Origin of the sequence: Rahnella inusitata, from assembly GCF_965118895.1 — a bacterium.
Lineage (GTDB): Bacteria > Pseudomonadota > Gammaproteobacteria > Enterobacterales > Enterobacteriaceae > Rahnella > Rahnella inusitata_A.
Map to the genome: position 1 here is coordinate 111,234 of NZ_CBCPJJ010000009.1, position 26,631 is coordinate 137,864.

Annotated in this window: 23 protein-coding genes; 17 read left to right on the plus strand and 6 right to left on the minus strand. The window is 53.9% G+C overall.

Annotated elements, in window-relative coordinates; translation table 11 throughout:
• The first annotated feature begins 410 nt into the window (after nucleotides 1-410).
• Nucleotides 411-1,748, plus strand: a complete 1,338-nt coding sequence (locus tag ACMHLI_RS08590; protein ID WP_413529104.1) for an MFS transporter — start codon at nucleotides 411-413, stop codon at nucleotides 1,746-1,748.
• On the plus strand, nucleotides 1,741-3,087 hold the full coding sequence (locus ACMHLI_RS08595) for an enolase C-terminal domain-like protein (RefSeq protein ID WP_413529105.1): 1,347 nt from the start codon (nucleotides 1,741-1,743) through the stop codon (nucleotides 3,085-3,087). The genes ACMHLI_RS08590 and ACMHLI_RS08595 overlap by 8 nt, the downstream gene beginning before the upstream one ends.
• Here the strand turns inward: ACMHLI_RS08595 and ACMHLI_RS08600 are convergent, their stop codons facing one another.
• From ACMHLI_RS08600 to ACMHLI_RS08610, 3 genes are all read right to left on the minus strand, one after another.
• On the minus strand, nucleotides 3,088-3,288 hold the full coding sequence (locus ACMHLI_RS08600; protein ID WP_213052066.1) for a hypothetical protein: 201 nt from the start codon (nucleotides 3,286-3,288) through the stop codon (nucleotides 3,088-3,090).
• Between the two features lie 135 nt (nucleotides 3,289-3,423).
• Entirely contained in the window at nucleotides 3,424-4,674 is a 1,251-nt protein-coding gene (locus ACMHLI_RS08605; RefSeq protein ID WP_413529106.1) for an OFA family MFS transporter, read from the minus strand.
• A gap of 316 nt (nucleotides 4,675-4,990) precedes the next feature.
• Entirely contained in the window at nucleotides 4,991-5,767 is a 777-nt protein-coding gene (locus ACMHLI_RS08610; RefSeq protein ID WP_413529107.1) for an alpha/beta fold hydrolase, read from the minus strand.
• A gap of 191 nt (nucleotides 5,768-5,958) precedes the next feature.
• Here ACMHLI_RS08610 and ACMHLI_RS08615 point away from each other — a divergent pair, with 191 nt between their 5' ends.
• The 6 genes from ACMHLI_RS08615 to glnB all read left to right on the plus strand — a co-directional run bounded on the left by ACMHLI_RS08615 (nucleotide 5,959) and on the right by glnB (nucleotide 13,137).
• Nucleotides 5,959-6,357 carry a hypothetical protein gene (locus ACMHLI_RS08615; protein ID WP_413529108.1) on the plus strand — a complete coding sequence of 133 codons (399 nt, stop codon included), beginning with the start codon at nucleotides 5,959-5,961 and terminating at the stop codon, nucleotides 6,355-6,357.
• A 222-nt stretch (nucleotides 6,358-6,579) separates the two neighbouring features.
• Nucleotides 6,580-8,526, plus strand: coding sequence for a penicillin-binding protein 2 (gene mrdA / locus ACMHLI_RS08620; RefSeq protein WP_413529109.1), 1,947 nt, complete (start codon nucleotides 6,580-6,582; stop codon nucleotides 8,524-8,526).
• A 566-nt stretch (nucleotides 8,527-9,092) separates the two neighbouring features.
• Nucleotides 9,093-10,565 (plus strand): sensor histidine kinase, encoded by a 1,473-nt coding sequence (locus tag ACMHLI_RS08625; protein ID WP_413529110.1) that lies wholly within the window; start codon nucleotides 9,093-9,095, stop codon nucleotides 10,563-10,565.
• The gene (gene qseG, locus ACMHLI_RS08630) at nucleotides 10,562-11,308 is read left to right on the plus strand and encodes a two-component system QseEF-associated lipoprotein QseG (RefSeq protein ID WP_413529111.1); all 747 of its coding nucleotides are present in this window, start codon (nucleotides 10,562-10,564) and stop codon (nucleotides 11,306-11,308) included. The genes ACMHLI_RS08625 and qseG overlap by 4 nt, the downstream gene beginning before the upstream one ends.
• Entirely contained in the window at nucleotides 11,305-12,642 is a 1,338-nt protein-coding gene (gene glrR / locus ACMHLI_RS08635; protein ID WP_413529112.1) for a two-component system response regulator GlrR, read from the plus strand. The genes qseG and glrR overlap by 4 nt, the downstream gene beginning before the upstream one ends.
• A 156-nt stretch (nucleotides 12,643-12,798) precedes the next feature.
• Nucleotides 12,799-13,137, plus strand: a complete 339-nt coding sequence (gene glnB, locus ACMHLI_RS08640; RefSeq protein ID WP_013574351.1) for a nitrogen regulatory protein P-II — start codon at nucleotides 12,799-12,801, stop codon at nucleotides 13,135-13,137.
• Between the two features lie 70 nt (nucleotides 13,138-13,207).
• Here glnB and hmpA read toward each other — a convergent pair whose 3' ends face one another.
• Entirely contained in the window at nucleotides 13,208-14,398 is a 1,191-nt protein-coding gene (gene hmpA / locus ACMHLI_RS08645; protein ID WP_413529113.1) for an NO-inducible flavohemoprotein, read from the minus strand.
• 332 nt (nucleotides 14,399-14,730) lie between these two features.
• Here hmpA and glyA point away from each other — a divergent pair, with 332 nt between their 5' ends.
• A complete protein-coding gene (gene glyA, locus ACMHLI_RS08650) occupies nucleotides 14,731-15,984 on the plus strand; it encodes a serine hydroxymethyltransferase (protein ID WP_413529114.1) in 1,254 nt (417 codons plus the stop codon).
• A gap of 162 nt (nucleotides 15,985-16,146) precedes the next feature.
• Entirely contained in the window at nucleotides 16,147-17,307 is a 1,161-nt protein-coding gene (locus tag ACMHLI_RS08655) for a 3-phenylpropionate MFS transporter (protein ID WP_413529115.1), read from the plus strand.
• On the opposite strand, the gene csiE is transcribed toward ACMHLI_RS08655, so the two are convergent.
• Nucleotides 17,304-18,599: a stationary phase inducible protein CsiE gene (gene csiE / locus ACMHLI_RS08660; RefSeq protein ID WP_413529116.1), complete on the minus strand. Its 1,296-nt coding sequence runs from the start codon at nucleotides 18,597-18,599 to the stop codon at nucleotides 17,304-17,306. The genes ACMHLI_RS08655 and csiE overlap by 4 nt on opposite strands.
• A 229-nt stretch (nucleotides 18,600-18,828) precedes the next feature.
• Between csiE and ACMHLI_RS08665 the strand changes: the two genes are divergently transcribed.
• Together ACMHLI_RS08665 and ACMHLI_RS08670 are read left to right on the plus strand one after the other, a co-directional pair.
• Nucleotides 18,829-19,452 (plus strand): DUF1007 family protein, encoded by a 624-nt coding sequence (locus tag ACMHLI_RS08665; RefSeq protein ID WP_413529516.1) that lies wholly within the window; start codon nucleotides 18,829-18,831, stop codon nucleotides 19,450-19,452.
• Nucleotides 19,443-20,462: a nickel/cobalt transporter gene (locus tag ACMHLI_RS08670; protein ID WP_413529117.1), complete on the plus strand. Its 1,020-nt coding sequence runs from the start codon at nucleotides 19,443-19,445 to the stop codon at nucleotides 20,460-20,462. The genes ACMHLI_RS08665 and ACMHLI_RS08670 overlap by 10 nt, the downstream gene beginning before the upstream one ends.
• 65 nt (nucleotides 20,463-20,527) lie before the next feature.
• Here ACMHLI_RS08670 and suhB read toward each other — a convergent pair whose 3' ends face one another.
• Nucleotides 20,528-21,331 carry an inositol-1-monophosphatase gene (gene suhB / locus ACMHLI_RS08675; protein WP_112164805.1) on the minus strand — a complete coding sequence of 268 codons (804 nt, stop codon included), beginning with the start codon at nucleotides 21,329-21,331 and terminating at the stop codon, nucleotides 20,528-20,530.
• A gap of 127 nt (nucleotides 21,332-21,458) precedes the next feature.
• Between suhB and trmJ the strand changes: the two genes are divergently transcribed.
• From trmJ to sseB, 5 genes are all read left to right on the plus strand, one after another.
• Nucleotides 21,459-22,196 (plus strand): tRNA (cytosine(32)/uridine(32)-2'-O)-methyltransferase TrmJ, encoded by a 738-nt coding sequence (trmJ, locus tag ACMHLI_RS08680; protein ID WP_413529118.1) that lies wholly within the window; start codon nucleotides 21,459-21,461, stop codon nucleotides 22,194-22,196.
• A 202-nt stretch (nucleotides 22,197-22,398) separates the two neighbouring features.
• Nucleotides 22,399-22,893, plus strand: coding sequence for a Fe-S cluster assembly transcriptional regulator IscR (iscR, locus tag ACMHLI_RS08685; protein WP_056781306.1), 495 nt, complete (start codon nucleotides 22,399-22,401; stop codon nucleotides 22,891-22,893).
• 208 nt (nucleotides 22,894-23,101) lie between these two features.
• A complete protein-coding gene (locus ACMHLI_RS08690; RefSeq protein WP_413529119.1) occupies nucleotides 23,102-24,271 on the plus strand; it encodes an IscS subfamily cysteine desulfurase in 1,170 nt (389 codons plus the stop codon).
• A gap of 65 nt (nucleotides 24,272-24,336) precedes the next feature.
• Nucleotides 24,337-25,647 carry an aminopeptidase PepB gene (gene pepB, locus ACMHLI_RS08695; RefSeq protein ID WP_413529120.1) on the plus strand — a complete coding sequence of 437 codons (1,311 nt, stop codon included), beginning with the start codon at nucleotides 24,337-24,339 and terminating at the stop codon, nucleotides 25,645-25,647.
• 77 nt (nucleotides 25,648-25,724) lie between these two features.
• A complete protein-coding gene (gene sseB / locus ACMHLI_RS08700; RefSeq protein ID WP_413529121.1) occupies nucleotides 25,725-26,588 on the plus strand; it encodes an enhanced serine sensitivity protein SseB in 864 nt (287 codons plus the stop codon).
• Nucleotides 26,589-26,631: the final 43 nt, after the last annotated feature.

A 26,631-nucleotide genomic window follows, 5' to 3' on the forward strand; every position in this document is an offset into this window, starting at 1 on the left:
CGCGTAGCCAATCGCTACGGAACCTCCGGCCATGATTAACCAAAATGCAGTTGCTTTCATTTCACACTCCTTGTGTCGGGACGGCGTGTCCCATTGATCAATTTCAAGGCGTAATTATAACAAACATATAAATCGCATGGATAATTACGTGTTCCTATTTTAAGCACTTTGTTTGAAAAAGACCTCCCGTAAACTGTGAACCGCCTCGCTATTCCATCTAAAAAGGGAAAAACCCCTTAATCATCAGTTGTGCTTATGCACATCATTCAATTCATTGATAATGTGAATTAATAGTTGTCGCCTGTCTTTGCGGGTGATCAAACATTGGGCGAGTGCACAATGGCAATTCACCGTGTTCGCTTCTTAAGTAGTGTTGCAGTTGTTCATTATTTCAACGCTAAGGGAACACCATGAACGGTCATGAAAACAAAGCGGTAAGAAGTGCAAACCGCAAATTCTTTGCCCGCACCATTCCGATGCTCATCCTGATGTTGATCATTAACCAAATCGATCGCACCAACGTCGGTTTCATCAAACACAGCCTGGAAACGGACGTCGGCATCAGTACCGCCGCCTTCGGTTTCGGTGCCGGTCTGTTTTTCGTCGGTTACGCGCTGTTTGAAATCCCCAGCAATATGCTGATGGATAAGTACGGCGCCCGCGTCTGGCTGACCCGCATTATGATCACCTGGGGCGCGGTGGTCTTTGCGATGGGTTTTGTTACCACACCAATGCAGTTCTACGTGCTGCGCTTTTTACTCGGCGTCGCCGAAGCAGGTTTCTTCCCGGGGATCTTATTTTATTTCCGCAAATGGGTGCCTAACGTCTATCGCGGGCGTGCCACAGCGTTGATCCTCACCGGTTCGGCGGCGGCCTATCTGTTATCCGGTCCGGTCACCGGCGGATTACTCGAATTGCACGATTTTATGGGATTACCGGGCTGGCAGTGGGTGCTGTTCATTGAAGGCGCGCTGTCGGTGTTAGTTGGGATCGTGGCCGCATTTTTCCTGGTTTCAAAACCGGAGGAAGCCAAATGGCTGACCGTCGAAGAAAAGCAGGCGCTGAGCACTGCGCTGCTGGAAGAGGCGAGTTCGCGTGACGTCCATACGCAGGGACAGTCACGCTGGAAACTTATCACCGACGGCAAAATGGCCTATCTGTGCTTCCTGTTCTTCGTGATGTGCATGACCGGCTACACGCTGGTGTTCTGGCAGCCGGAAATCATCGGCCGCATTCCGGGGCTGTCATCGTTACAGATCGGCTTGCTGAATTCGGTACCGTGGATTTGCGCGATTATCGCCATCAATATACTTGGCCGCGTCAGCGACCGATTCCGTGGCAACCGGGAAACCCTTCTGGCGCTGGCGCTGATTGTCGCCGCCATCGGCACCTGTTTGTGTACGCTCGGCAGCCCGTGGTTTGGCCTGTTTGCGCTGTGCGTGGTGTGCATCGGCACGAAATCCAGCGCTGTGCTGTTCTGGCCTATTCCGCAGAGCCAGCTGCCGTCTTCTATCGTCGCGCCGGGCATTGCGCTGATCAACTCGCTGGGTAATCTCGGTGGTTTCTTCGCGCCGGCGGTGTTTGGCTATCTGCAACAGACGACCGGCAGTACGACTGCCGGGCTGTATATCCTCAGCGGCGTTTCCGTCTTCGCCGCAATCACACTGTTTTTCACCAAAACCCACCGCACGCCAACGCAACCTGACTATCATGCCCCGCAGGGATTGGAGCCAAAACGCCATGTCTGATACACCAAAAATTGTCGAAATGCAGGTCATCCCGGTTGCCGGTTACGACAGCATGTTGCTGAATATCGCCGGTGCGCATAATTGCTATTTCACCCGTATCCTGCTGGTGCTAAAAGACAGCCAAGGGCACACCGGCGTCGGCGAGTCGCCCGCAACAGGCGTCGTGCTGAAGATCCTCAATGAGGCGATCCCGCATATTGTCGGTCAGGAGATCGGCAAAATGAATCAGCTGGTCAGCGATTTGCATAAACGCGATCTGGAAGAAAACCTTGCGCCGCAGCCCGTCCTGCCTGGCTTTCGACCGTGGGATCTCGAGCGGCACCACAACGCGGTTGCCGTACTGGAAACGGCGCTGTTGGATCTGATGGGGCAACATCTTAATCAGCCGGTTGCACAGCTGCTTGGACCGGGTAAACAGCGCGATGAAGTGCCGGTGCTCGGTTATCTGTTTTACATCGCCGACCGGCAGAAAACCGATCTGGCCTATCAGCAAGGGAAAGCACAGCCGGGGCAGCATCCGTGGTATCACCTGCGCCATCAGGAGGCGATGACACACGAGAAAGTTGTGCAACTGGCCGAAGCCGCGCAGGACAAATACGGTTTTAAGGATTTCAAACTCAAGGGGGGCGTGCTGGCAGGAGAAGCAGAGATTGATACCGTGCGGGCTCTGAAACAACGTTTTCCACAGGCGCGGATCACCGTCGATCCGAATGCGTCGTGGTCGCTGGATCAGGCGATTGCGCTGTGCAAAGACATGCACGGGATTTTGTCTTACGTCGAAGATCCGTGCGGTGCCGAGCAGGGATTTTCCGGGCGTGAAACGCTGGCTGAGTTTAAGCGCGCCACCGGATTACCGGTCGCGACGAATATGATCGCCAATGACTGGCGGCAGATGAGCCATGCGTTGCAGCTTAACGCCATCGATATTCCGCTGGCGGATCCGCATTACTGGTCGATGCGTGGCGCGAATACTATCGGAACGTTATGCAATGCGTGGGGGCTGACGCTCGGCTGTCATTCCAATAATCACTTTGACGTATCGCTGGCCATGCTGGCGCATCTCGGTGCGGCCGCGCCCGGTGACATTTCGCCGTTTGATACGCACTGGATCTGGCAGGAAGGCCAGCATCTGACGAAAAATCCGCTGCAAATTAAAGACGGTAAGCTGGCGCTTAACGAACTGCCGGGGCTCGGCGTGGAGCTGGATATGGACGCGGTAGGGATTGCCCACCAGCGCTACAACAATATGATGCAAAAAGACCGCGATGACGCGATCGCGATGCAGTATCTGATACAGGGATGGAAATTTGACGGCAAGCGCGCGACGCTGGTGCGCTGATTACAGGTAATCGCTGCCGGAAGTCAGTGTACTGTGCGCGCTGGCATCAAGCGTCGTAGACGGCTGATTACTGCTTTCGCTGGCTTTACGGCTCAGTTCTGAAGCGACTTCCTGCGCACTGGAAGGATAGGCTACGGCAAAACTGTTAAAAGCGGTAAGGCTGAGCATCAGGCTGAAAAGAGCGAGGGTGGTGCGTTTCATGGTCGGGTGTCCGGTGTATTCACGTTTGGTCGTAAGTGTTGTGTGAATCAGCCACTGAACAGATATGCTTTACTCATAAGAAACGGGAGCTAATTACGCTCCCGTTCATCATTTATGATGCGCTCAAGTGCTGGTTTACACGTGCTGGAGCGTATTATGACCTGCTTCTGATTTATTCGGTAAGCGAATCGTGGCAGAAAGAACCAATGACACCATCAATAATACTGTGATGATACTGAAGGTCACTGCGAAACCACCGAACAGCGAAGCCACCAGAGAAGCGAAGATGCTGCCGATACCGAAACCGAGATACAGCAGACCGTAGTTTTTGGTCATGTTGTTCAGGCCGAAGAAATCGCTGACCAGTGACGGATACACGGTGATCGTCCCGCCGAAGCTGAAGGCGACACAGGCTACGGAGATAAAGAACATGGTTTCATTCATGTGAGTGAACAACATCATGCTCATCCCGGCCAGTGAGACGATCTGCGCGATGGAAATCACGCGGATACGCTGCATTTTGTCAGACAGTACGCCGAGCACCAGGCGGCCACTCAGGTTAGCAATCGCGATGACGGTGACGGCGTTGGCGGCGGTCAGGGCGTCCAGTTTCACCAGACTTTGTCCGATATCCTTTGCCACACCAATCACATACAAGCCGCTCATGCAGGCAGTCAGGAACATCAGCGCCAGCATCCAGTACTGCGGTGCGCGAACCGCTTCGGCCAGCGTGAATTCGCGGCTGTCTTTGCTGTTATCGTTCAGAGAGTTCTCTTCACGAGTCACATCGGCGGTTTCCTGTTTTGGCGCATCTTTCATCATCAGTGCACCGGTAATCACCATCACCATCGCCACGCCGCCCCAGATCATGAAGGTGTTTTGCAAACCTTCAGTCGCCAGCAGATGACCGCATACGAATTTGAACAGCAGGCTGCCTAAACCGTAGGCACCGATAGCGCAGGCTGAGATCATCCCTTTACGCTCAGGGAACCATTTTACGCAGTTGGAAAGCGTCAGCAGATAACCGGCACCGTCCGCCAGACCGACCAGCACACCGGCGCTGATATACAGCATGATGACGTTGTCAGAATGCGCAGTCAGGAAGAACCCGGCAGCCATCAGCACACCAGCGGCAATAGTAACGTTGCGAACGCCGAAACGTTCCTGAAGTTTCCCCGCGACGGAAGAAGAGATAGCCAGACACAGGCTGAGGATCCCGAAGGTCAGTGCGACGCGACTGACCGGCTCACCCAGTTTTTCAGAGAGCTGACCGTTGAACAGACTCCAGGTGTACACAGATCCCAGTGCGAGCTGAGTCAGAATTGTACCGGCCAGAGTCAGCCAGCGGGTACGGTTGTAGTTCGGCATGCCAGATGTGTCACTCATAGTGGGTTCTCCCGAGCGAAGTAGATTCAATTAACTGTGGCTATGATAGTCCTCACGAATATGTGCGGTTCATTTGCGGCGTGAGATGCACGAGTTGCGGAATGAAATGCATTGCTGGCGGTATGAGACGCCATTTTTAACCCAAAAACGCCTCGAAATTCGACTTAAAACGCCTCTGCAGCCCTTGCGGGGCGCGGGGTTTAGTTGATCTGGATCACTAATCGGTTATTTAGTTTTTTGGGCAAGAACGTTCGGGGGGAAGAGGGGGCGCAAGGGGCAGGAAATTGCCCCCTGTTATTCATTCAAACTAAGTGACTTACATTACTTCGGCATTCAGCGCCGTGTTGATCGCCGCGGCCACGCCGGTTGGGTTTTCCCACATCATCGAATGGCCAGCCTGTGGGACAACGGCGGTGTGAATGCCGTGCTGCGGCAGAATCGCGACATCGGGCTCCGGCAGGGAGAACTCACCGAATAATACCGTGGCGGGCATTTCCAGCTGATAAAGCTGCTCACGCCACGAGCGTACTTCTCCATTGACCAGACCGACGGCCTGACGATGGATTGCCAGCGGTGAAGCGACCGCCATCGAACCCGCCCAGACCTGATCATCACCACGCACCGCGATCTCAATCAGACGCGCATGCCCTTCGTCGAGATAGTCTTCTTCAGAATATTTCGCGACAGCGCGACTGAACGCGCCGCCACCGGCATCCAGATTTGGCTCGGCGACGATCAGCCGCTGGATGAGATCCGGACGCTGGGACGCGACCATGATCGCAATGCTGCCGCCCATGCTGTGGCCGATAAGATTCACCTGCGGTACGGCAAGATTTTCCAGCCAGGCGATTACGCAGTCAGCATGGGCCTGCAGGCTGTAGCTGAAACCCTGCGGTTTATCGCTGAAACCTGAACCGGCTAAATCGAGCAGGAAGGAACGGCGCGGGCGCAGTGATGCATCGGTCGCCACGCGTGGAAAATCGCAAGATGATGCGCAACCCAGACCGTGTATAAACACCAGCGGAACACCAAGCCCTGAGAGTTCGTGGTAACGCAAATAGAAGTTTGCCCCGGGTACTTTGAAAGATCTCATCTCAATCCTTTGTTTTTATAAGACAGTAATGTGCGGATTATAAGCAGGTTTTTTCTTAAACACTGTATAAAAAACGAGTCATTATATGAGCGTTTAGAAACCCATTATTTATGAGAAGTAATTTGGCTTAAGACATTCTGCATATGAATATTTATTTGCAGGCTCTTCCCACTGGGCGGGCAAGTGTTAGCATGGCGTTCTTACTCACTTTATGGATTTATCTGATGGTCAGGTCAGGCGGTTGTGTGGCGGTGATGTTGGCGCTGGCGTCGTTTTCAGCATCGGCTGTTACGCAATATCAATGTGTTTTAACCCATCATACGCAGTCAGATGATGGCAGCGATGTCTCTGAAGTCGTGAATAAAAACGCGGCGGTTTATGATGCGGGCAATACGTTCAGCTTTTCACCGGATGGTAGCAAACTGATCACCAGCCCTGAACTGACCGACATTATAGGTCAAGACAATCAGCCGATGAAAGCGGGCGCGCAGGATAACCTGATGTATATCCACACGAAAGACAGCTTTGTCGTCGCTACCCAGACCGAAGGTTACGTCTACGGGGATTGTAAACTCAATACCGCCAAATAAAAGGCGCTGGCTTTCAGGAAGCAAGTGCGTTGGCGGGATCCGCCACGCACTGCACTATGTCTGCAATAAGCCTGCAATAAATAGAAACACTCCTGCTACTTCATTAGCACACTTCTTATAGTCGCCTGTTGCAGGGCGGGCTATCCTTTCGCACTTTTCCAGACTCCACTCTTTTTCATTTCGCCCGCTTTAAAAGCAGACAATAAAGGTAGTTGCCCGATTATGGCCTTACTTAATGACGAAATTCGCGACCATACCGCCGAGTCCGTCCTTTTCGTCCGCCGCGCCGTGATTGCTTTTATGGTCGTGTTTCTGTTGTCCACCGTGCTGGTGCTCAATCTGTATCATTTACAGGTGGGAATGCATGATTTTTATCAGACCCGCTCCAATCAGAACGACATTAAGATGCTGCCGATTGCCCCCAGCCGCGGGCTGATTATGGATCGCAACGGCGTCATACTGGCGCAAAATATCACGCTGTATCAGTTGCAGATGATCCCCGGAAAAGTCCCGGATTTGCAGGCAACGCTGAATGCGCTTAAACCGATTGTCGATCTGACCCAGGACGATCTCGACAGTTTCCACGACGCGATGATCCACGGTCGCCGCTTTGCGCAGATTCCGCTTAAGTTGGCGCTGACCGATGTTGAAGTCGCGCGATTCTCAGTAAACCAGTTTAATTTCCCCGGCGTCTCGATCAGTACTTATCAGCAGCGACGTTATCCGTATGGCGCGGAACTGGCGCATGTGGTGGGTTATGTCTCGAAGATTAACGATAAAGATGAAAAGCGCCTCGACGCTGATGGCATTTCCGAAAACTACTCGGCAGACCACGATATCGGCAAGCAGGGCGTGGAAAAGTATTACGAAAATATTTTGCATGGCCGAACCGGCTATCAGGAAGTGGAGGTCGATAACCACGGCCACGTGGTGCGTCTGCTGAAAGAAGTCCCTCCGCAAGCCGGGCAGAATATTTATCTGACGCTGGATCTCGGTTTGCAGCAGTACATCGAAAAAGTGCTGAAAGGCCAGCGTGCCGCGGTGGTGGTGATGGATCCACGCGACGGCGGCATCAAGGCGATGGTGTCCAGCCCAAGTTACGATCCGAATCCGTTTGTGAACGGTATCTCCCGTAAACAGTACAGCGCGCTGCTGAAAAATCCGGATCTGCCACTCATCAACCGCGTGACGCAGGGACTGTATCCACCGGCCTCGACGGTAAAACCGTTTATGGCGACGTCGGCGTTGTTTGAAGGTGTTATCACGCCACAAACCTCTTTCTTCGGCGCGCCGACCTGGACGCTGCCAGGCACGCAGCGCCATTACCGCGACTGGCTGAAAACCGGCCACGGTATGCTCAACGTCACCAAAGCTATTGAAGAATCAGCTGATACCTTCTTCTATCAGGTGGCATTTGAAATGGGCATCGACCGTATTCACACCTGGCTGTCCAAATTCGGCTACGGCAAATCTACCGGCATCGATCTGGACGAGCAATATAACGGCGTCCTGCCAAGCCGTGAGTGGAAAATGAAGGTTCACAAGAAGGGCTGGTATCAGGGCGATACGGTATCGGTGGGTATCGGGCAGGGTTATTGGGTCGCGACGCCGATTCAGATGGTGCGGGCGCTGAGTGCGCTGGTGAATAACGGTAAGCTGGAAACGCCACATCTGCTGTATTCGTCAAAAAGTGGCAAAACGATCACGCCGTATAAAATGCCGCCGACACAGCAAATTGCCGATCCGAAATCGCCAATCTGGGGCATCGTCAAAAACGGCATGTTTGGTATGGCGAATCTGCCGAACGGCACTGGTTATAAGCTGTTCCACACCGCGCCTTATCAGATCGCAGCGAAATCCGGGACATCTCAGGTATTCAGCCTGCGCGAGAATCAGGTCTATAACGCCAAAATGACCCCGGTTCGACTGCGTGACCATATCTTCTATACCGCGTTCGCGCCGTATAAACATCCTTCGGTGGTGATGGCGCTGATTCTGGAAAATGGCGGAGGCGATGGCGTTGTCGCCGGGCCGACGGCGCGGGCGATCCTTGATCATATATTTATCCCGCAGCAGGCCACTCAGTGCGATCCGGCCAAAGTGGATAATCCGATCGACTGCGAACAGCCTGTGCCGACGCCAAACTCTCTCGGTTTTAGCGAACACTGATCCCAAACTGTCAGTAAATGACGACAATCGCGAAAAAGGGTGTCTCCATTTGGGGACATTTAAATGATTGATTTTAAAGAAATATAATAATAAGTGTGGTTAGTGTTGTTTTCTGACGACACCTTGGTCGTTTTTAGAACGACTTGCAGTGATTGCTTTTTAAGCATAAAAATCATTTTTAAATAAAAAACAATAATATTCAAAGTGATATGATTATTATTTAAATGTTGGCATGCTTCATGCTAGAATCATGTCAGTTGCTCATTCACCTGATTATGATTGGCTCACGCGAAAGCGTTGATATGCTCATAATGCCCGAATGACGCCTAAGAAACGGTGCCTATCGTTCACCAGACCGATAATCGTTGCGCAAGCACGTTATCAAGCATCGAACGACACGTTGAGTGAGGCACCACCTCTTCCGGTTTGCAGAACATCCTGATGGATGTTCTGCAATACCACCCCTCTGAAATTTCCTGTTTTCTTAAATCCTTAAAGACGATTCGCTGCGGCACTGGCTGTTCAAACCTTTGTCAGCTAGCATGACTTCATCTGTTGAAAATGAGATGAATGCGTTGAAAAGAGGACGTTTATTCCCCGGTTCTTTACGCCAGCTGGTATTGATGGCTTTCCTGTTAGTCCTGCTGCCATTGCTGGTGCTGGCTTATCAGGCCTATGACAGTCTCGACCAGCTCAGCCGTCAGGCTGCCCGGATTAACCGCACTACGCTAAGCGATGCCCGTCGCAGCGAAGCCATGTCCAGCATCGCGCTGGAAATGGAGCGCAGCTATCGTCAGTACTGTGTCCTTGACGATCCGACGCTTTCCCGCCTTTATCAAAATCAACGCAAACAATATTCGCAGTTACTGGATGCCCATTCTTCTGTGTTGCCGGATTTGCGTTATTACCAGACGCTGCGCACGTTGCTGACCCAACTGACAACGCCGGTTTGCGACAACAACTCGCCGGATGACGATTCCTCAGCGCGGCTGGAGAATTTCTCGCGCACCAATGCTGAAATGGTACAGGCCACCCGCGAAGTGGTGTTTTCACGCGGTTTACAGTTGCAACGAGAAATTGCGGAGCGCGGCCAGTTCTTTGGCTGGCAGGCGCTGGTGTTGTTCCTGCTCAGCGGCGCGCTGGTGGTGCTGTTTACCCGCATGATTATCGGTCCGGTGAAAGGGGTTGAACGTATGATCAACCGGCTGGGTGAGGGACGAAATTTGGGGGATGTTTCGCGTTTTAAAGGCCCGCGTGAAATCCGCTCGCTGGTGCAGCGTATTGTCTGGTTGAGCGAACGACTGGCGTGGCTGGAATCGCAGCGTCATGAATTCCTGCGCCATATCTCTCATGAGTTGAAAACCCCGCTCGCCAGTATGCGTGAAGGCACCGAACTGCTCGCCGATGAAGTCGCCGGACCGTTGACGCCGGATCAGAAAGAAGTGGTGGCGATCTTAAACAACAGCAGTCGCCATTTGCAGACGCTCATCGAACAATTGCTCGATTACAACCGTAAACTGGCGGATGCGCCAACGCTCAGTGTGGCTGTCGATCTTAAAGCGCTGGTCACCGACGTGGTGGCAGCCAACAGTCTGCCTGCGCGCGCGAAGAAAATCCGCAGTGAAGTGATTATTGATGCGCCACAGTGTCTGGCCGAACCGACGCTGCTGCGGCGGGTGCTGGATAATCTCTATTCCAATGCGGTGCACTACGGGGCTGAATCCGGTACTATTTGGGTCCGCAGCCGGTATGGTGAAGAGCGGGTGATTATCGAGGTGGCGAACTCCGGAGCCCCGATCCCCGACGCCGAGCGCGCGATGATTTTTGAACCTTTTTATCAGGGTAGCCAGCAGAGAAAAGGGGCTGTAAAAGGCAGCGGTCTGGGGTTAAGCATTGCTCAGGACTGTATTCGTCGTATGCATGGAGAGCTGCAACTGGTTGCCGTTGAGGATGCGGACGTCTGTTTTCGTATCGAATTGCCCCTGACGGCTGAGAAGAAAAAAATAATGACGATATTTGCTAGCGGGTGCGACCAATGAACGCATTCACCTTACTGATTAAATCTGTTCGCCGATTTTTATCGATCGGTACCGCACTGGTACTGGCGGGCTGCGTGCAGCACACCGCCGATAACCGCTATTATCAGCAAGTTTCCAGTAGTGTTGTTCCTGAAAGCAAAGTGACTGATTTTCGTATTGCGCCCTGTGAGACCCTCTGGGCGTTGGACGATGGCGACGCACTGACCAATTCACTCTACTGGTTGCGTGCGATGGATTGTGCCGATCGCTTGAGCGACGTGCAGGCGCGTTTTCAGGCGCAGCAGATCCCCGCCAGTAGCTGGGATCAGATTTTCAAGCAAAGCATTTTGTTAGCCAGTGCCGAACCTGATCTGCCGCAGCGCCGCGCCTTACTGAATAAAGTCAGTCAGAATCGCGGGCAGATGCCAGGATCGATCCGCCCGCTGGTACAGCTGTGGCGCGAACGTCAGAATTTGCAGGTGGTATTGGGGGATGAAAAAGCCCGCAATCTCCGCCAGCAGTCAGCAAATGAAGAAAAGCTTCAGGCGATGACTGCACAGCAGCAGACACTGGAAAATAGTCTGGCGGATACGCGTCGTAAGCTTGAAAACCTGACTGATATCGAACGTCAGCTCTCCTCGCGCAAACAAATTCAGGGTGATTTACCGGATAACGATCCTGCAACACCGGCGAAACCGGCTTCTGAATCCTCCGTAAAACCGGCTGAGACTTACACGCCGCCTAAGGATCTGAACGCAAAATGACGCTACGAAAAGCTGCCAGTTTATTGCTGGTCGATGACGATCCCAGCCTGTTAAAGCTGCTGGGCATGCGCCTGACCAGCGAGGGTTTCCGTGTCACCACCGCCGAAAGCGGTGCCGAAGCACTGCGTGTGCTGCATCGTGAACGTATCGATCTGGTGCTGAGCGATTTGCGCATGGACGAAATGGACGGCATGGCACTGTTCGCGGAGATTCAAAAATTCCAGCCGGGTATGCCGGTGATCATTCTCACCGCGCACGGTTCGATCCCAGACGCGGTCGCCGCCACCCAGCAGGGCGTGTTCAGTTTCCTGACCAAGCCTGTCGATCGTGATGCGCTCTATAAAGCCATTGATGAGGCGCTGACGCAGTCCAGCCCGTCGGCGGATGAAAGCTGGCGGGAGGCAATTGTCACCCGCAGCCCGGTCATGCTGCGTCTGCTGGAACAGGCTAATATGGTCGCGCAGTCAGATGTGAGCGTGCTGATCAACGGCCAGAGCGGCACCGGTAAAGAAGTGCTGGCTCAGGCGATCCACGGTGCCAGCCCGCGCGGTAAGAAAGCGTTTATCGCCATCAACTGTGGTGCGCTGCCGGAACAGCTGCTGGAATCCGAGTTGTTCGGCCATGCCAAAGGCGCGTTTACCGGGGCGGTCAGCAGCCGGGAAGGGCTGTTTCAGGCGGCAACCGGCGGGACGTTATTTCTTGATGAAATTGGTGATATGCCGCTGTCATTGCAGGTAAAACTGCTGCGCGTATTGCAGGAGCGCAAAGTGCGCCCGCTCGGCAGCAATCATGATATTGATGTCGATGTCCGCATTATCTCTGCCACCCATCGTGATTTACCGAAAGCGATGGAGAAGGGCGAGTTTCGCGAAGATTTGTTTTACCGTCTGAATGTCGTCAGCCTGAAATTACCGACGCTCAGTGAAAGGGCGGAAGACATTCCGCTGCTCGCCAACCATTTGCTGCGCATTTCGGCGCAGCGGCACAAGCCGTTTGTGCGCAGTTTTTCCACCGATGCTTTGAGACGCCTGATGGCGGCCAGCTGGCCGGGGAACGTGCGTCAGCTGGTGAACGTGATCGAGCAATGTGTCGCGCTCACCTCTGCGCCGGTGATCAGTGAAGCGCTGGTTCAGCAGGCGCTTGAGGGGGAGAACACCGCATTGCCGACATTTGCCGATGCGCGTAATCAGTTCGAGCTGAATTATCTGCGTAAACTTTTACAGATCACCAAAGGTAACGTCACGCAGGCGGCGCGTATCGCCGGGCGTAACCGCACCGAGTTCTATAAATTACTGTCGCGCCACGAACTGGAAGCGACCGATTTTAAAGAGTAAAGACTGTAAAGAATATCAGCGCCATCGGGTACATCCCCGCCCCTGAACTATGATACCTTTAGCCCCTTCGTACGCCACGCGCCTGCGAAGCCAGATTGTGAACCATGCTGCCGCTCAGGAAGGCGGAGAGCAAACGAATGATAATAAGGGTCCGCCATGAAAAAGATCGATGCGATTATTAAGCCATTCAAACTCGACGACGTCCGTGAAGCACTGGCAGAAGTCGGGATTACCGGGATGACCGTCACCGAAGTGAAAGGTTTTGGCCGTCAGAAAGGTCACACCGAGCTGTACCGTGGTGCTGAATACATGGTCGATTTCCTGCCAAAAGTGAAAATCGAAATTGTGGTGGCGGATGACATCGTGGATACCTGCGTGGAAACCATCATGACTACCGCGCAGACCGGTAAAATCGGCGATGGTAAAATCTTCGTGTTTGACGTGGCGCGTGTGGTACGTATCCGTACCGGCGAGCAGGACGAAGAAGCGATCTGATCCGCCGTACGGAGCAGAAACGAAAAAGGCTGACATTGCGTCAGCCTTTTTGCTTTAAAGCCTTTCAGATTCAGATCACTTTGTGCGGGCCGAAACATTCATAGTGAATTCTGTCTTCGCTGATGTTCATCGCCAGCAACTGTTTCGCGGCGAATTGCATGAACCCGACCGGGCCGCACAGGTAAAAATGCATTGCCGGATCGGCCAGTTGCGCGCTGACTTTGCTTAAATCCATCAGTCCCCGATGCTGGAAATCTTCGCCCGGGAGATCACTTTCCTGCGGCTGGTTATACCAGACGTGGTTTTCCAGCAGCTGCAGTCGCGCACCGGCACTTTTCACTTCACCGGCGAAAGCATGAACTGCGCCGTTTTCGGCAGCGTGCAGCCACTGGACAGGGGCGTTATGCCCGCGCAGCGCCAGTGTATTCAGCATTCCCAGCATCGGCGTCTGGCCGACACCGGCAGAAATCAGCGCGACCGGCGTGGTTTCGCCAATATCCATGAAGAAATCACCGTGCGGTGCGGCGAGGTGGATGATGTCACCAGGCTGAGCGTGGTTGTGCAGGAAGTTCGATACCGCGCCCTGATCTTCGCGTTTCACCGCGATACGATAGTTTTTACTGTTTGGTGCCTGCGTCAGGGAATACTGACGAATTTCCTGATTCTCCAGCGAGGCGTCGCGGATATACACCGCCAGATATTGCCCCGGCTGGAAGTCAGCTACCGGCTTGCCATCGACCGGTTCGAGCAGGAAAGAGGTAATCAGACTGCTTTGCGGATGTTTCTCGGCGATACGGAATTCACGAGTGCCGCTCCATCCTCCGGTTTTCTCAGCGCTATCCTGATAGATTTCTGCTTCACGGTTGATGAACACGTTCGCCAGCACCCCGTAAGCTTTGCCCCACGCATCCAGCACTTCCTGACCCGGACTGAACATTTCATCGAGCGTCGCCAGCAGATGTGTACCAACAATGTTGTACTGTTCCGGGCGGATAGTGAAACTGGTGTGCTTCTGCGCAATACGTTCTACCGCAGGCAGCAGTGCGGCAAGATTTTCGATGTTGGCGGCATAAGCGCAGATGGCGTCAAACAGCGCCTGACGCTGATCGCCGTTGCGCTGATTGCTCATATTGAAGATGTCTTTCAGCTCAGGATTATGGGCGAACATACGGTCATAGAAGTGCGCGGTGAGCTTCGGGCCGGTCGCGGCGAGCAAGGGAATGGTGGATTTAACGGTTGCGATAGTCTGGGCATCTAGCATAGTGAACTCCGTGTCATTTTGATTTAACTCTATAACATGCATTTTAAATGCATCTTATATAAACCCACAATTTCTGTAAACCCCCCTAAAGGAGTAGGTCTATTATCGGGTGAGGGATGGCTCACAAAGCTGAAATTTGTACATGATCATGTGAATAAAACTCCCTTGATTATGGACAGAGGTTCGCAGATCAAAGCCTTGCTGTATCTGGAGCCAATCGTTTGCCTAAAAACCTTAAACAGCCCCTATCCGAAGCCCGCTTAAACATTTACACTGTGGCGCAGAACCCGTGAGGGGCGTTTATTTTTAGTTTGTTGAGTCAGGAGATGCGGATGTTAAAGCGTGAAATGAACATTGCCGATTATGATGCTGAGCTGTGGGCAGCAATGGAAAAAGAAGTTGTTCGTCAGGAAGAACATATCGAGCTGATTGCGTCAGAAAACTACACCAGCCCGCGTGTTATGCAGGCTCAGGGCTCGCAGCTGACCAACAAATATGCCGAAGGTTACCCTGGCAAACGCTATTACGGCGGCTGTGAGTACGTCGACATCGTTGAACAACTGGCTATCGACCGTGCAAAAGAATTGTTCGGTGCTGATTTCGCTAACGTTCAGCCACACTCCGGCTCACAGGCGAACTTTGCGGTTTACACCGCACTGTTACAACCGGGCGACACCATTCTGGGGATGAACCTCGGTCACGGCGGTCACCTGACGCACGGCTCACCGGCAAACCTGTCCGGTAAACTGTACAACGTGGTGCCTTACGGTATCGACGAAAGTGGCGATATCGACTACGAAGATGTGAAACGTCAGGCCGAAGCGCACAAACCCAAAATGATCATCGGCGGCTTCTCCGCGTTCTCCGGTGTCGTTGACTGGGCCAAAATGCGTGAAATCGCTGACAGCGTTGGTGCCTATTTCTTCGTCGACATGGCACACGTTGCTGGTCTTATCGCCGCAGGCGTTTACCCTAATCCGCTTCCACACGCGCACATTGTCACCACAACCACACACAAAACGCTGGCTGGCCCACGCGGTGGTCTGATCCTGGCGAAAGGCGGCAGCGAAGAGTTCTATAAAAAACTGAACTCCGCCGTCTTCCCTGGTGGTCAGGGCGGCCCGCTGATGCACGTGATTGCCGGGAAAGCGGTAGCACTGAAAGAAGCGATGGAACCTGAATTCAAGGTCTACCAACAGCAGGTGGCGAAAAACGCACAGGCGATGGTTGCCGTGGTTCTGGAACGTGGTTACAAAGTGGTTTCCGGCGGTACGCACAACCACTTGTTCCTGATGGATCTGGTTGACAAAAACCTGACCGGTAAAGAAGCTGATGCCGCTCTGGGGCGCGCCAACATCACCGTGAACAAAAACAGCGTACCAAACGATCCGAAGAGCCCGTTTGTGACTTCTGGCGTACGCATCGGTACTCCGGCTGTGACCCGTCGCGGCTTCAAAGAAGCCGAAGTGCGTGAACTGGCTGGCTGGATCTGTGACGTGCTGGACAACGTGAACGATGAAGCAACTATCGAGCGCGTGAAAAACAAAGTTCTCGACATCTGTGCACGCTTCCCGGTTTACGCATAATATTGCGGTAACCGTCAGGTGCTAAAACCCGCTTCGGCGGGTTTTTTTATACGTATGAATCAGAATTTGTGAGCTGGCAGACATTCTTCTGTTATGGAGAGGTTTGCGGATTGCTAGCGATTGTGAGCTCTGTCAAAGTATTGGCCTCACACCGGAGGATCTATGGAATTGCGTTCCACACGCTGGCTGTCACTCAGTTATTTCACCTATTTTTTCAGTTACGGTATTTTTCTTCCCTTCTGGGGGTTATGGCTTAAAGGCGAGGGGATTTCTTCCGAAAATATCGGCCTGCTGCTCGGCGCAGGATTAGTCGCACGCTTCCTTGGCACGTTAATCATTTCTCCTTCCATCAAAGACCCCTCTCATTTGATAACCGGGCTGCGCATTCTGGCATTGCTCACACTGGCTTTCGCCGTCGGCTTCTGGTTCGGCAACGGCTGGGCGTGGCTGATGATCAACATCGCCGGTTTCAGCCTGTTCTTCGGGCCGCTGGTGCCGCTGACCGACGCGCTGGCGGGCACGCTGCAACGTCAGATCAATATGGATTACGGCAAAGTGCGCGTCTGGGGCTCGATTGCGTTTGTGATTGGCTCGGCGCTGACCGGAAAACTGGTAGAAGTCTACGGTCATAACGCAATTTTATACACGCTGACCGCAGGCGTGGCGGCGATGCTGCTCGGGATGTTATTGCGTCCGAGCGTGAAGCCGGTGGGGGAGCCGCGCCAGAGCGGCGCGCCGACCATCACCTGGAAAGCGCTGCTGGGCGAAACGCCGGTCTGGCGATTCCTGTTATGCGTCACATTGTTGCAGGGGGCGCATGCGGCCTATTACGGCTTCAGCGCCATCTACTGGCAGGACGTCGGCTATTCTTCGACGACTATCGGCTATTTATGGTCACTTGGTGTGGTGGCGGAAGTGCTGGTGTTTACCTTTAGCAAACAACTGTTCAGCCGCTGGTCGGCGCGCGATCTGCTGCTGCTGTCGGCGGTGTGCGGCGTGGTACGCTGGGGGCTGATGGGCGAATTTACCGCGCTGCCGTGGCTGATTGTGATTCAAATCCTGCACTGCGGCACGTTCACTGTCTGTCATCTGGCGGGAATGCGTTTTATTGCAGCACGGCCGCGCGATCAGGTGATTCGCTTACAGTCGGTGTATTCTGCACTGGCAATGGGCGGCGGGGTGGCGATTATGACGATGGTGTCCGGCTTCCTGTTTGAACATCTGCATGCCGGATTGTTCTGGGTGATGGCATTGCTGGCGGTGCCGGCGATTTTCCTGCGCCCTAAAGTCACGCCTTCCGCACCGGCCGCACCTGTCCGTTAAGGCGCTTCGAGCAGCGAGCGAATACGTTTTCGCTGCTCTTTCGCCAGCGGCAGTTGGGTGTGGATCACCAGCGGATCGGCGTCGGTGCTGCGGGTGGCGTAGGGGGTGACAATCATCGCCACGCCGCTCGGAGCACCGAATTTATAGAAATCAGCCAGCGTCTGATATTTGATGTTCAGCGGCAGCAGCGTTGCCTCACGGATTTGCTGCTCGACCGCCTCTTCCAGCGCCGGATTATCGTGCGTCAGTAACAGGATCTGCTTTTCCTGCAACGCATTACCCTGCATCAGCCAGGCACCAAACGTGATCGCGACCAGCCCGATTTCATCTTCAGAGAGCTGAATCAGATATTCCTGCTCAAACCCTTCCAGCGCTTCGCGGGTGGTTCGTACCAGACGCGGATACATCCGGTTCACTTCTTCCTGCATTAAATTGTCGATACCAATACCGAAATGACAGCGCTCGATGGCCGGGCCGAGATGGGCGAAAAGCTGGCCGACCAGACCTTCGTGACTGCTAAACTTCATGCCAGCGACATCCTGAAAGCGCGCCACCAGATTTTCGATTTGCAGCAGCAATCGCCGATCTTCGGTCGAACCGGAACTCTGGTAGCTGTGCGTTTTGAGCATGCGTAGCATCAGCGTGAAAAACTCACACTCGCTGTCATCGAGCAAGCCGTGACTCAGGGTTTGCAACTGCGTAAACAGCGTTCGCGCCGCCGGATACTCCGCTTTTTCGCGCAGCCACCGACGCTGTTGTTCGGTGAACCGTAGGCCGCTGGACGGCGCGCTTTGCCATGCACCGTTCTGCCACAGACAATATTGCAAACAAATGCGTATCAGCTGGCAATCGTGCTCGCTCAGCCCTTTCGGCAACAGCGAGGCGCAATCTTCGATCATGACCCCCAGAATATCGGTGCGCAGTACCACCTTTGGGCAAGGCTGGCCTTCGAACGCAATATGTAACCAGGGCAGAAAATGACGCGGCACAAAATCTGGGGAAATCCGCAGGGTGCGGCGTAATCCCTGAAACAGACACAGGCGCTGGGCGAGGGTGTCACCCTGAATGCGGCACTCTTTTTCGCTGTATTGCAGCACGTCCAGCCGGTGTATCCGCTGGATCTCGCAGGTGACTTCCGCCAGATCGTCCCACGTCGTTTGCAGGTCAACCCGGTTGATTTCGCTGATAATCTCCAGTTGCACAGCCGTCAGCGGCGCGTACAGCATCAGCAACACGTGGCAGCGACGTTGCGAAGCGGAAAGCGCGGGAGCAGGTTGTGGATCCAGAGTCATATCACCTTCTGTAATGGTGTCACTTGAAATTATTAGTCAAGCATAGCAAACCGCCCGCCCGCGACAGGTCGCGGCCATCGGGTTTTACTCCGGCTTACAACTCAGATCACAGATATTTTTGACGACCGCTTAAATGCACAGCAAAATACTGTTACTAAGTAACAATTTAATGATGCTTTACAGGAGAGTGACGTTGCGAAAAACCAGGGACAGGCTCTCAGGACTCAGTATGCGCTGGCTGGCGCTGGCGCTATTTTGCCTGCCGGGCACGGCGTCTGCGCACCCGCACAGCTTTATTGATATGCAGACTACGCTGGTCGCCGACGAGACTTCGTTAACCGGTCTGAAAATGGTCTGGACGATGGATGAAATCACCTCGGCAGATTTGTTGTATGACGCGCAAAATGCCAAAACCGGTTCAGATATCTGGAAGAAGCTGGCGGCAGAAGTGATGGCGCGCGTGCTCAGTCAGCATTATTTCACCAACTTTTATCGTGAGGGAAAACCGGTGAAATATCTGGACTTACCGAGTGAATATCAGCTTTCCCGAAAAGGCGATCAGGCGGTGCTCGAGTTTGTTCTCCCGCTCGCCCGACCTCAGCCACTGACCGGGAAACCGATGGAGTTTATGACGTTTGACCCGTCCTATTTTGTCGATATGACCTACAAAGATAAAACCGCGCTGCATTTGCCGCCGGCGCTGGAAAATCGCTGCACGCTGGCGCTGTTTACGCCAAAGCCAAATGCCTCGCTGCAAAGTTACGCGCTGTCGCTCGATAAAGCCGATGCGCCGCCGGAAAGCATGGATCTCGGTCAGCAGTTCGCTCAGAAGGTCACGCTGGAATGTCATTGATCTCAACGTCGTCGAAAACGATTTCCTGGCGCGATCTGTGGCCGCTGGCGGTCTTTCTTATTCTGCTGGCGGCAGGCGGTTTCCTGCTGATGCATTACTGGCCGCGCATATTGCTCAGCAGCATTATGTGGCAGCGGGATTTACATCAGGAACTGGCGGGGCTATTGCGCCAGGTAAAAGAAAATCCGATGCGGGCGGGTTTCACACTGGCGGGCTTTAGCCTGATTTACGGCGTTGTCCACGCCATCGGGCCGGGGCACGGAAAAATCGTCATCACCACCTATCTTGCCACCCATCCTTCCCGGCTGAAAAGTAGCCTGAAACTGACCTTCGCTTCGGCAATAGTGCAGGGACTGGTGGCGATATTGCTGGTCAGCGTGGTGCTCGGCGTGTTGCAACTCTCTTCCCGCCAACTGCATCAGAGTAGTTTCTGGATGGAGCAGGGGAGTTTCATTCTGGTGATCCTGCTCGGTCTTTTGCTGTGCTGGCGGGCGCTGAAAGGCGTTTATCACACGCTGAAAAGTCTGCGGCCAGTACCCGCGATGAAGATACGCCGTATTTCATCGCCGGCCGCGCTGCCGCATGTTCATGACGATCATTGTGGTTGCGGGCATCAGCATGTGCCGAGTGATAAACAGTTGCAGGCGGGTGGCGATCTGCGTACACAAATTGCGATCGTGCTGGCGATGGGGCTGCGGCCATGCTCAGGTGCGATCATGGTGCTGTTGTTTGCCAAGGTGATCGGCGTATACAGCTGGGGCGTGATTTCTGCTATCGCGATGGCTATCGGCACCTCGCTTACCGTTTCCCTGATTGGCGTGCTGGTATTTTACAGCCGGGCGCTGGCGGTGAAGCTGAGCGCCAGTCGGACGCCAGCGGTCTGGCAACGCATTACGTGGTCGCTGCTGGCACTGGGCGGAGGAATTGTGCTGCTGGTGGCAGGCATCCTGCTTTACTGCGCGGGGGGCGGAGAGGCTTCATCGGGGCTGGGCGGCCCGTTCGGTCGCTAAAACAGGCATAAAAAAACGGACGCCCGCAATGGACGTCCGTTTTTTTTAACTGATAAGCAGCGGAATTAACGCTTCAGCGCTTCGCTCAGTTCTTCACGCATGGTATTGAGAATACCTTTAACAACGCGCGGGTTACCGGCAACGATGTTGCCAGAAGAGTAATGGTTGTGGCCGCCAACGAAGTCAGTCACTACGCCGCCTGATTCACGAACCAGCAGCTCACCACCGGCGAAATCCCATGGTTTCAGGGCCACTTCGAAGAAACCGTCAACGCGACCCGCGGCGACATACGCCAGGTCCAGCGCAGCAGAACCGGTGCGACGGAAATCCGCACACTCGGTGAACAGCTTGCCGATCACATTGATGTAGCTTTTTGCGTGCTGTTTGGCTTTGAACGGGAAGCCGGTCGCCAGAATGGTGCCGTCGAGGTCTTTGGCGTTGGTGCCGCGCAGGCGGTAGCCGTTCAGCTGTGCGCCCTGACCGCGGGTCGCGGTGAACAGTTCGTTACGCATTGGATCGTAAACTACCGCGACTTCAGTGCGGCCTTTGATGCGCACGGCGATAGATACAGCGAAATGTGGGAAGCGTTTAACGAAGTTGGTGGTGCCATCCAGCGGGTCGATAATCCATTGTACATCTTTGTCTTCGCCTTCCAGTTCGCCACACTCTTCACTGATGATGGTGTGTTTTGGATAGGATTTGCGAATGACGTCGATAATCATGTGCTCGGCTTCGCGGTCTACATTGGTAACAAAATCATTGGTACCTTTTTGAGTCGCTTCTACAGAATCTGGTGTTTCGTAATGTTTGGCAATCAGGTTACCGGCCTTGCGCGCAGCGCGCACGGCGATGGTGAGCATCGGATGCATGGATATCTTCCAACTAGGATGTTAAAGAACGGGAATACGGGAAACGGCGCGCAGTATAGCAGGGGTTCTGAAAATTAACTACCGTTGTGATAGGCTGTTGTGATTTTCCGCCACGCTCAGAGTTTGTATGCTGCCCAATATCCGTATTGTATTAGTTGAAACCTCCCACACTGGCAATATGGGCTCTACCGCCCGTGCCATGAAAACCATGGGATTATCCAGCCTGTATCTGGTCAATCCGCTGGTGAAACCTGACTCTCAGGCCATCTCTTTGTCTGCCGGTGCCAGTGATGTTATCGGGAATGCGAAGATCGTTGATACGCTGGACGAAGCCCTGGCGGGCTGCAGTCTGGTGATCGGCACCAGCGCCCGTTCGCGCACGTTGCCGTGGCCGATGCTGGAACCGCGTGAATGCGGCGAGCACAGCGCCATCGCGGCACAAACCGCGCCGGTCGCACTGGTGTTTGGTCGTGAACGCGTTGGTCTGACCAATGAAGAACTGCAAAAATGTAACTACCACGTCTGCATCCCGGCGAACCCTGAATACAGCTCGCTGAATCTGGCGATGGCTGTACAGATCATCGCATATGAAGTGCGCGTGGCGCACCTTGCCTTACTGGAAGCTGCGAAGCCGCAGGTAGAGTATGAAGAGTCACCGTATCCGCTGGTCGATGACCTCGAGCGTTTCTATCAGCATCTGGAACATACGCTGCTGGAAACCGGCTTTATCCGACAGGCACATCCCGGTCAGGTAATGAGCAAATTGCGTCGGTTATTTACCCGTGCGCGACCTGAATCTCAGGAGTTGAACATCCTGCGCGGCATCCTGACGTCGATCGAAAAGACTAAGAACAGCAAGGAATAAGCCTCGCTTTCTGATAATAAAGGCAGTTTTTAGTCTGATTATCATTGAGTTGCGTTTTCTCTTCTACATCGTTCTTACGGCTCTGTAATACTTGAGTAAATTACTAGGTTAAATAGTTGACTGTTTTACTCGGGAATGGCAGACTCATTTGCATATTCCGAACCATTGTATTTTTAAGTAATTCAACACAGGTAACCATGCTATGAGACTGACATCCAAAGGCCGTTATGCCGTGACCGCTATGCTTGACGTAGCGCTGCATTCACAGGAAGGACCGGTACCACTGGCTGACATTTCTGAGCGCCAGGGCATCTCCCTCTCTTATCTGGAGCAGCTGTTCTCGCGTCTGCGTAAAAACGGTCTGGTTGCCAGCGTTCGTGGTCCGGGCGGTGGTTATCTGTTAGGTAAAGATTCAGCGGATATCGCTGTTGGCGCAGTCATCACTGCCGTTGATGAATCCGTTGACGCAACCCGTTGTCAGGGTAAAGAAGGGTGCCAGAACGGCGAACGCTGTCTGACTCATACTCTGTGGCGTGATCTGAGCGAGCGCATCAGCGGTTTCCTCAACAACATTACGCTGGCAGAGCTGGTCAATAACCAGGAAATCCTGGAAGTGGCCGACCGTCAGAATGGTGAAGTCCGTCGTCAGCCAAATGGCCGTCAGATGGAAACGATCAATGTGAATTTAAGAGCGTAATCTCTTTTTCCACTGATGATCGACGCTTAAAAAAGCCCGCGGGAAATTAATTTCCGCGGGCTTTTTACTTTTACTGACGTCAATTCTTACCGATTAGTGCCCGCAAAACGTCATTTCCCTTTTAAGAATCCGTGAAGCCGTTTTAAACTGGCTGTCGTTTTTCATTCTTTCGTTCGATAACGAACGCGCAGTCCGGAGCTTGCCTGTCATGAAATTACCTATCTATCTCGATTATTCCGCCACCACGCCGGTCGATCCGCGTGTGGCGCAGATGATGATGCAGTGTCTGACACTGGACGGTACTTTCGGCAATCCGGCCTCCCGCTCGCACCGCTTTGGCTGGCAGGCCGAAGAGGCCGTGGACGTGGCGCGTAACCAGATAGCTGATCTGATCAATGCCGATCCGCGTGAGATTGTCTTCACCTCGGGCGCGACAGAATCTGACAATCTGGCTATCAAAGGCGCAGCCCATGCGCAGCGTGCGAAAGGCAACCACATCATCACCAGCCAGACCGAACACAAAGCGGTGCTCGATACCTGTATTCAGCTGGAAAGTGAAGGTTTCGAAGTCACTTATCTGGCCCCGCGCGAAGATGGTGTGATCACCCCAGCGGCAGTGGAAGCGGCGATGCGTCCGGAGACGATTCTGGTGTCAATCATGCAGGTGAACAACGAAATCGGCGTAATTCAGGACATCGCGACGCTCGGCGAACTTTGCCGCAGTCGCGGCGTTTTATTCCATGTCGATGCGACCCAGAGCGTGGGCAAGATAGCTATCGATCTCAGCGAGTTGCCGGTCGATCTGATGTCGTTCTCCGCACATAAGATTTATGGCCCGAAAGGCATCGGCGCGCTGTACGTGTGCCGCAAACCGAAAGTGCGTATCGACGCACAAATTCACGGCGGCGGCCACGAGCGCGGTATGCGTTCCGGGACGCTGCCGGTGCATCAGATTGTCGGCATGGGCGAAGCGTACCGCATTGCCAAAGAAGAAATGATCGCTGAAGCAGAACGTCTGACCGTACTGCGGGATCGCCTGTGGAAGGGCATTCAGCAACTGGATCAGGTGCATCTCAACGGATCGCCGCAGCACGCGGCACCCAACATCCTCAACGTCAGCTTTGCCGCCGTGGAAGGGGAGTCTCTGATCATGGCGCTCAAAGATCTGGCAGTGTCTTCCGGTTCCGCTTGTACCTCCGCCAGCCTTGAACCTTCCTACGTTTTGCGTGCCATAGGATTGAGCGAAGAATTGGCACACGGTTCCATCCGTTTCTCGCTGGGGCGCTGGACCACCGAAGAAGAAATTGATTATGCCATTGCGCTGGTAGTGAAATCTGTCCGCCGCCTGCGTGAGCTGCCACCGGTTTATACGAAATGAAGTAACCCTATAAAAGGGCGATTTACCTGTCATCATTGAAGATAAAAACAATCAGGAGTGCTGTTATGAGTTCCGAAGTAACGACCAATGAAGCCATGCCCGTTTTCCTTTCTACTCAGCCAGCCGATGCGCGCTGGGGCGAAAAAGCCGCACTGAGCACCGATTCTGCGGGCATGACCATTCATCTGAATGGCGGCGACGCGCTGACGGCAATCTCCCGAGCGGCACGTCGTATCGACGGTCAGGGCGTTAAAAATGTTAAACTGGCCGGTGAAGGCTGGGATCTCGAAAACAGTTGGGCATTCTGGCAAGGCTTCCGTGGCCCGAAAGGCACCCGTAACGTCGAATGGGCCGAATTATCAGAAGATGATTCGAACACGCTGAAGCAGCGCCTGAAAATCATCGACTGGGTGCGCAACACGATCAATACCCCAGCAGAAGACTTGTCACCAGAGCAACTGGCAACGCGCGCTGTGGATCTGATGTGCGAATTTGGTAACGACAAAGTCAGCTACCGCATCACCAAAGGTGACGATCTTCGCCAGCAAAATTATAACGGTCTGCACATTGTTGGCCGTGGTTCAGATCGCGCTCCGGTTCTGCTGGCGCTTGATTACAACCCAAGCGGCGACGCAGAAGCGCCGGTTTACGCCTGCCTGGTCGGCAAAGGTATTACTTTCGACACCGGCGGTTACAGCCTCAAACCGAGCGGCTCCATGGATTCCATGAAAGCCGACATGGGCGGCGCAGCCACCCTGACCGGTGCGCTGGCGCTGGCCGCGGCCAACGGCCTGAATAAACGCGTGAAGCTTTATCTGTGCTGCGCGGACAACATGGTCAGCGGCAATGCGCTCAAACTGGGTGATATCATTCGCTACCGCAATGGCAAAACCGTTGAAGTGATGAACACCGACGCGGAAGGCCGTCTGGTGCTGGCCGATGGCCTGATCGACGCCTCTGCACAGAATCCCGAACTGCTGATCGATGCGGCAACGCTGACCGGTGCGGCCAAAACGGCGCTGGGCAACGATTACCATGCGCTGTTCAGCTTTGATGATGCCCTGGCCGCCGACCTGCTGGAAAGCGCCAAAGCCGAACACGAACCGTTCTGGCGTTTGCCGCTGGAAGAGTTCCACCGTTCCCATCTGCCGTCTAATTTCGCTGAACTCAATAACATCGCCGGTCCTTCCCACACCGCCGGTGCAAGTACGGCAGCGGCGTTTCTGTCTCACTTTGTGACGGATTACAAAAAGGGCTGGTTGCACATCGACTGTTCCGCAACTTACCGCAAAAGCGCGGCTGACCAGTGGTCTGCCGGTGCCACCGGTCTGGGCGTGCGTACTGTAGCTAATCTTTTGTTAAACAAAGCCAAATAATCCAATATTGTTTTCGTTGTAAGTTTACGGGGCGCTCACGGGCGCCCCGTTTTATACCTTTACCGGAGTAAAGAACCATGAGTGTCCCACACGATCATCTCCCTGCGGGTAGCGCTGCGACGGAGGGTGAAAACGAGCTGGAGCGACTGCTCCGTCTGTCCGTGACCGCTGCCGCCTGGCGTCCGGCGTTTTACCAGATGCTGCTGGATTCCACCGTGTTTGTTCTGGGCGATGCCGGTCAGGATAATGCGCAAACGCAGGGCAGTGTGGCGATCACTGCGGGCAGCGAACTGAATATCCTGCACTGGGAAAAACAGGACGGCAGCTCGATCATTCCTTTCTTTTCTTCCGTCGACGTTCTGGAAAAAGCCAGTGCAGGCGAAAGCCCGGATGAGCAGGCCTTTGTGGCACTGCCCGCCCGCGTGCTGTTTGAAATGACGCAGGGCGAGGAGCTGTTTCTAAATCCCAAATCTGAATACGGAAAAGAGTTTTACCCGAGCGAAGTGACGCAGTTGCTGAGCAACGGCGGGCTGAATGCGCCATCAGAACTGGTGCTGGATAAAGAAAGCCAACTGCTGATCGGCCAGCCGGAAGAGTATCCGTCGGCGATGATTGACGCACTGACCACGCTGTTCACGCAGAAAAAACCGGTGCGCAGGGCATTCATGGCACTGATCCACGATAAAACTGTCGACGATCAGCCCAACTTGTTGATCGGCGTGGAGGCCGACGGTGATGAACACGAAATTGATGCGCTGATCCGCGAAGCGGGCAACGTGGCGGCCGAAACCTCACCGGACGACCGTCCTGTGGATTTCTGTATTGTTTCTGAAAAGGAACGTGGCATCAGCCATTATCTGATCAGTCACACGCAGCCGTTCTATCAGCGTAAGTGGGGAAGCTGGCTGCGTAATATTATTCCTTCGTCCGGGCAGGCCTAAAACCGCAAGGGGATCTCGACGTAAATCCCCTTATTGCCCCTGT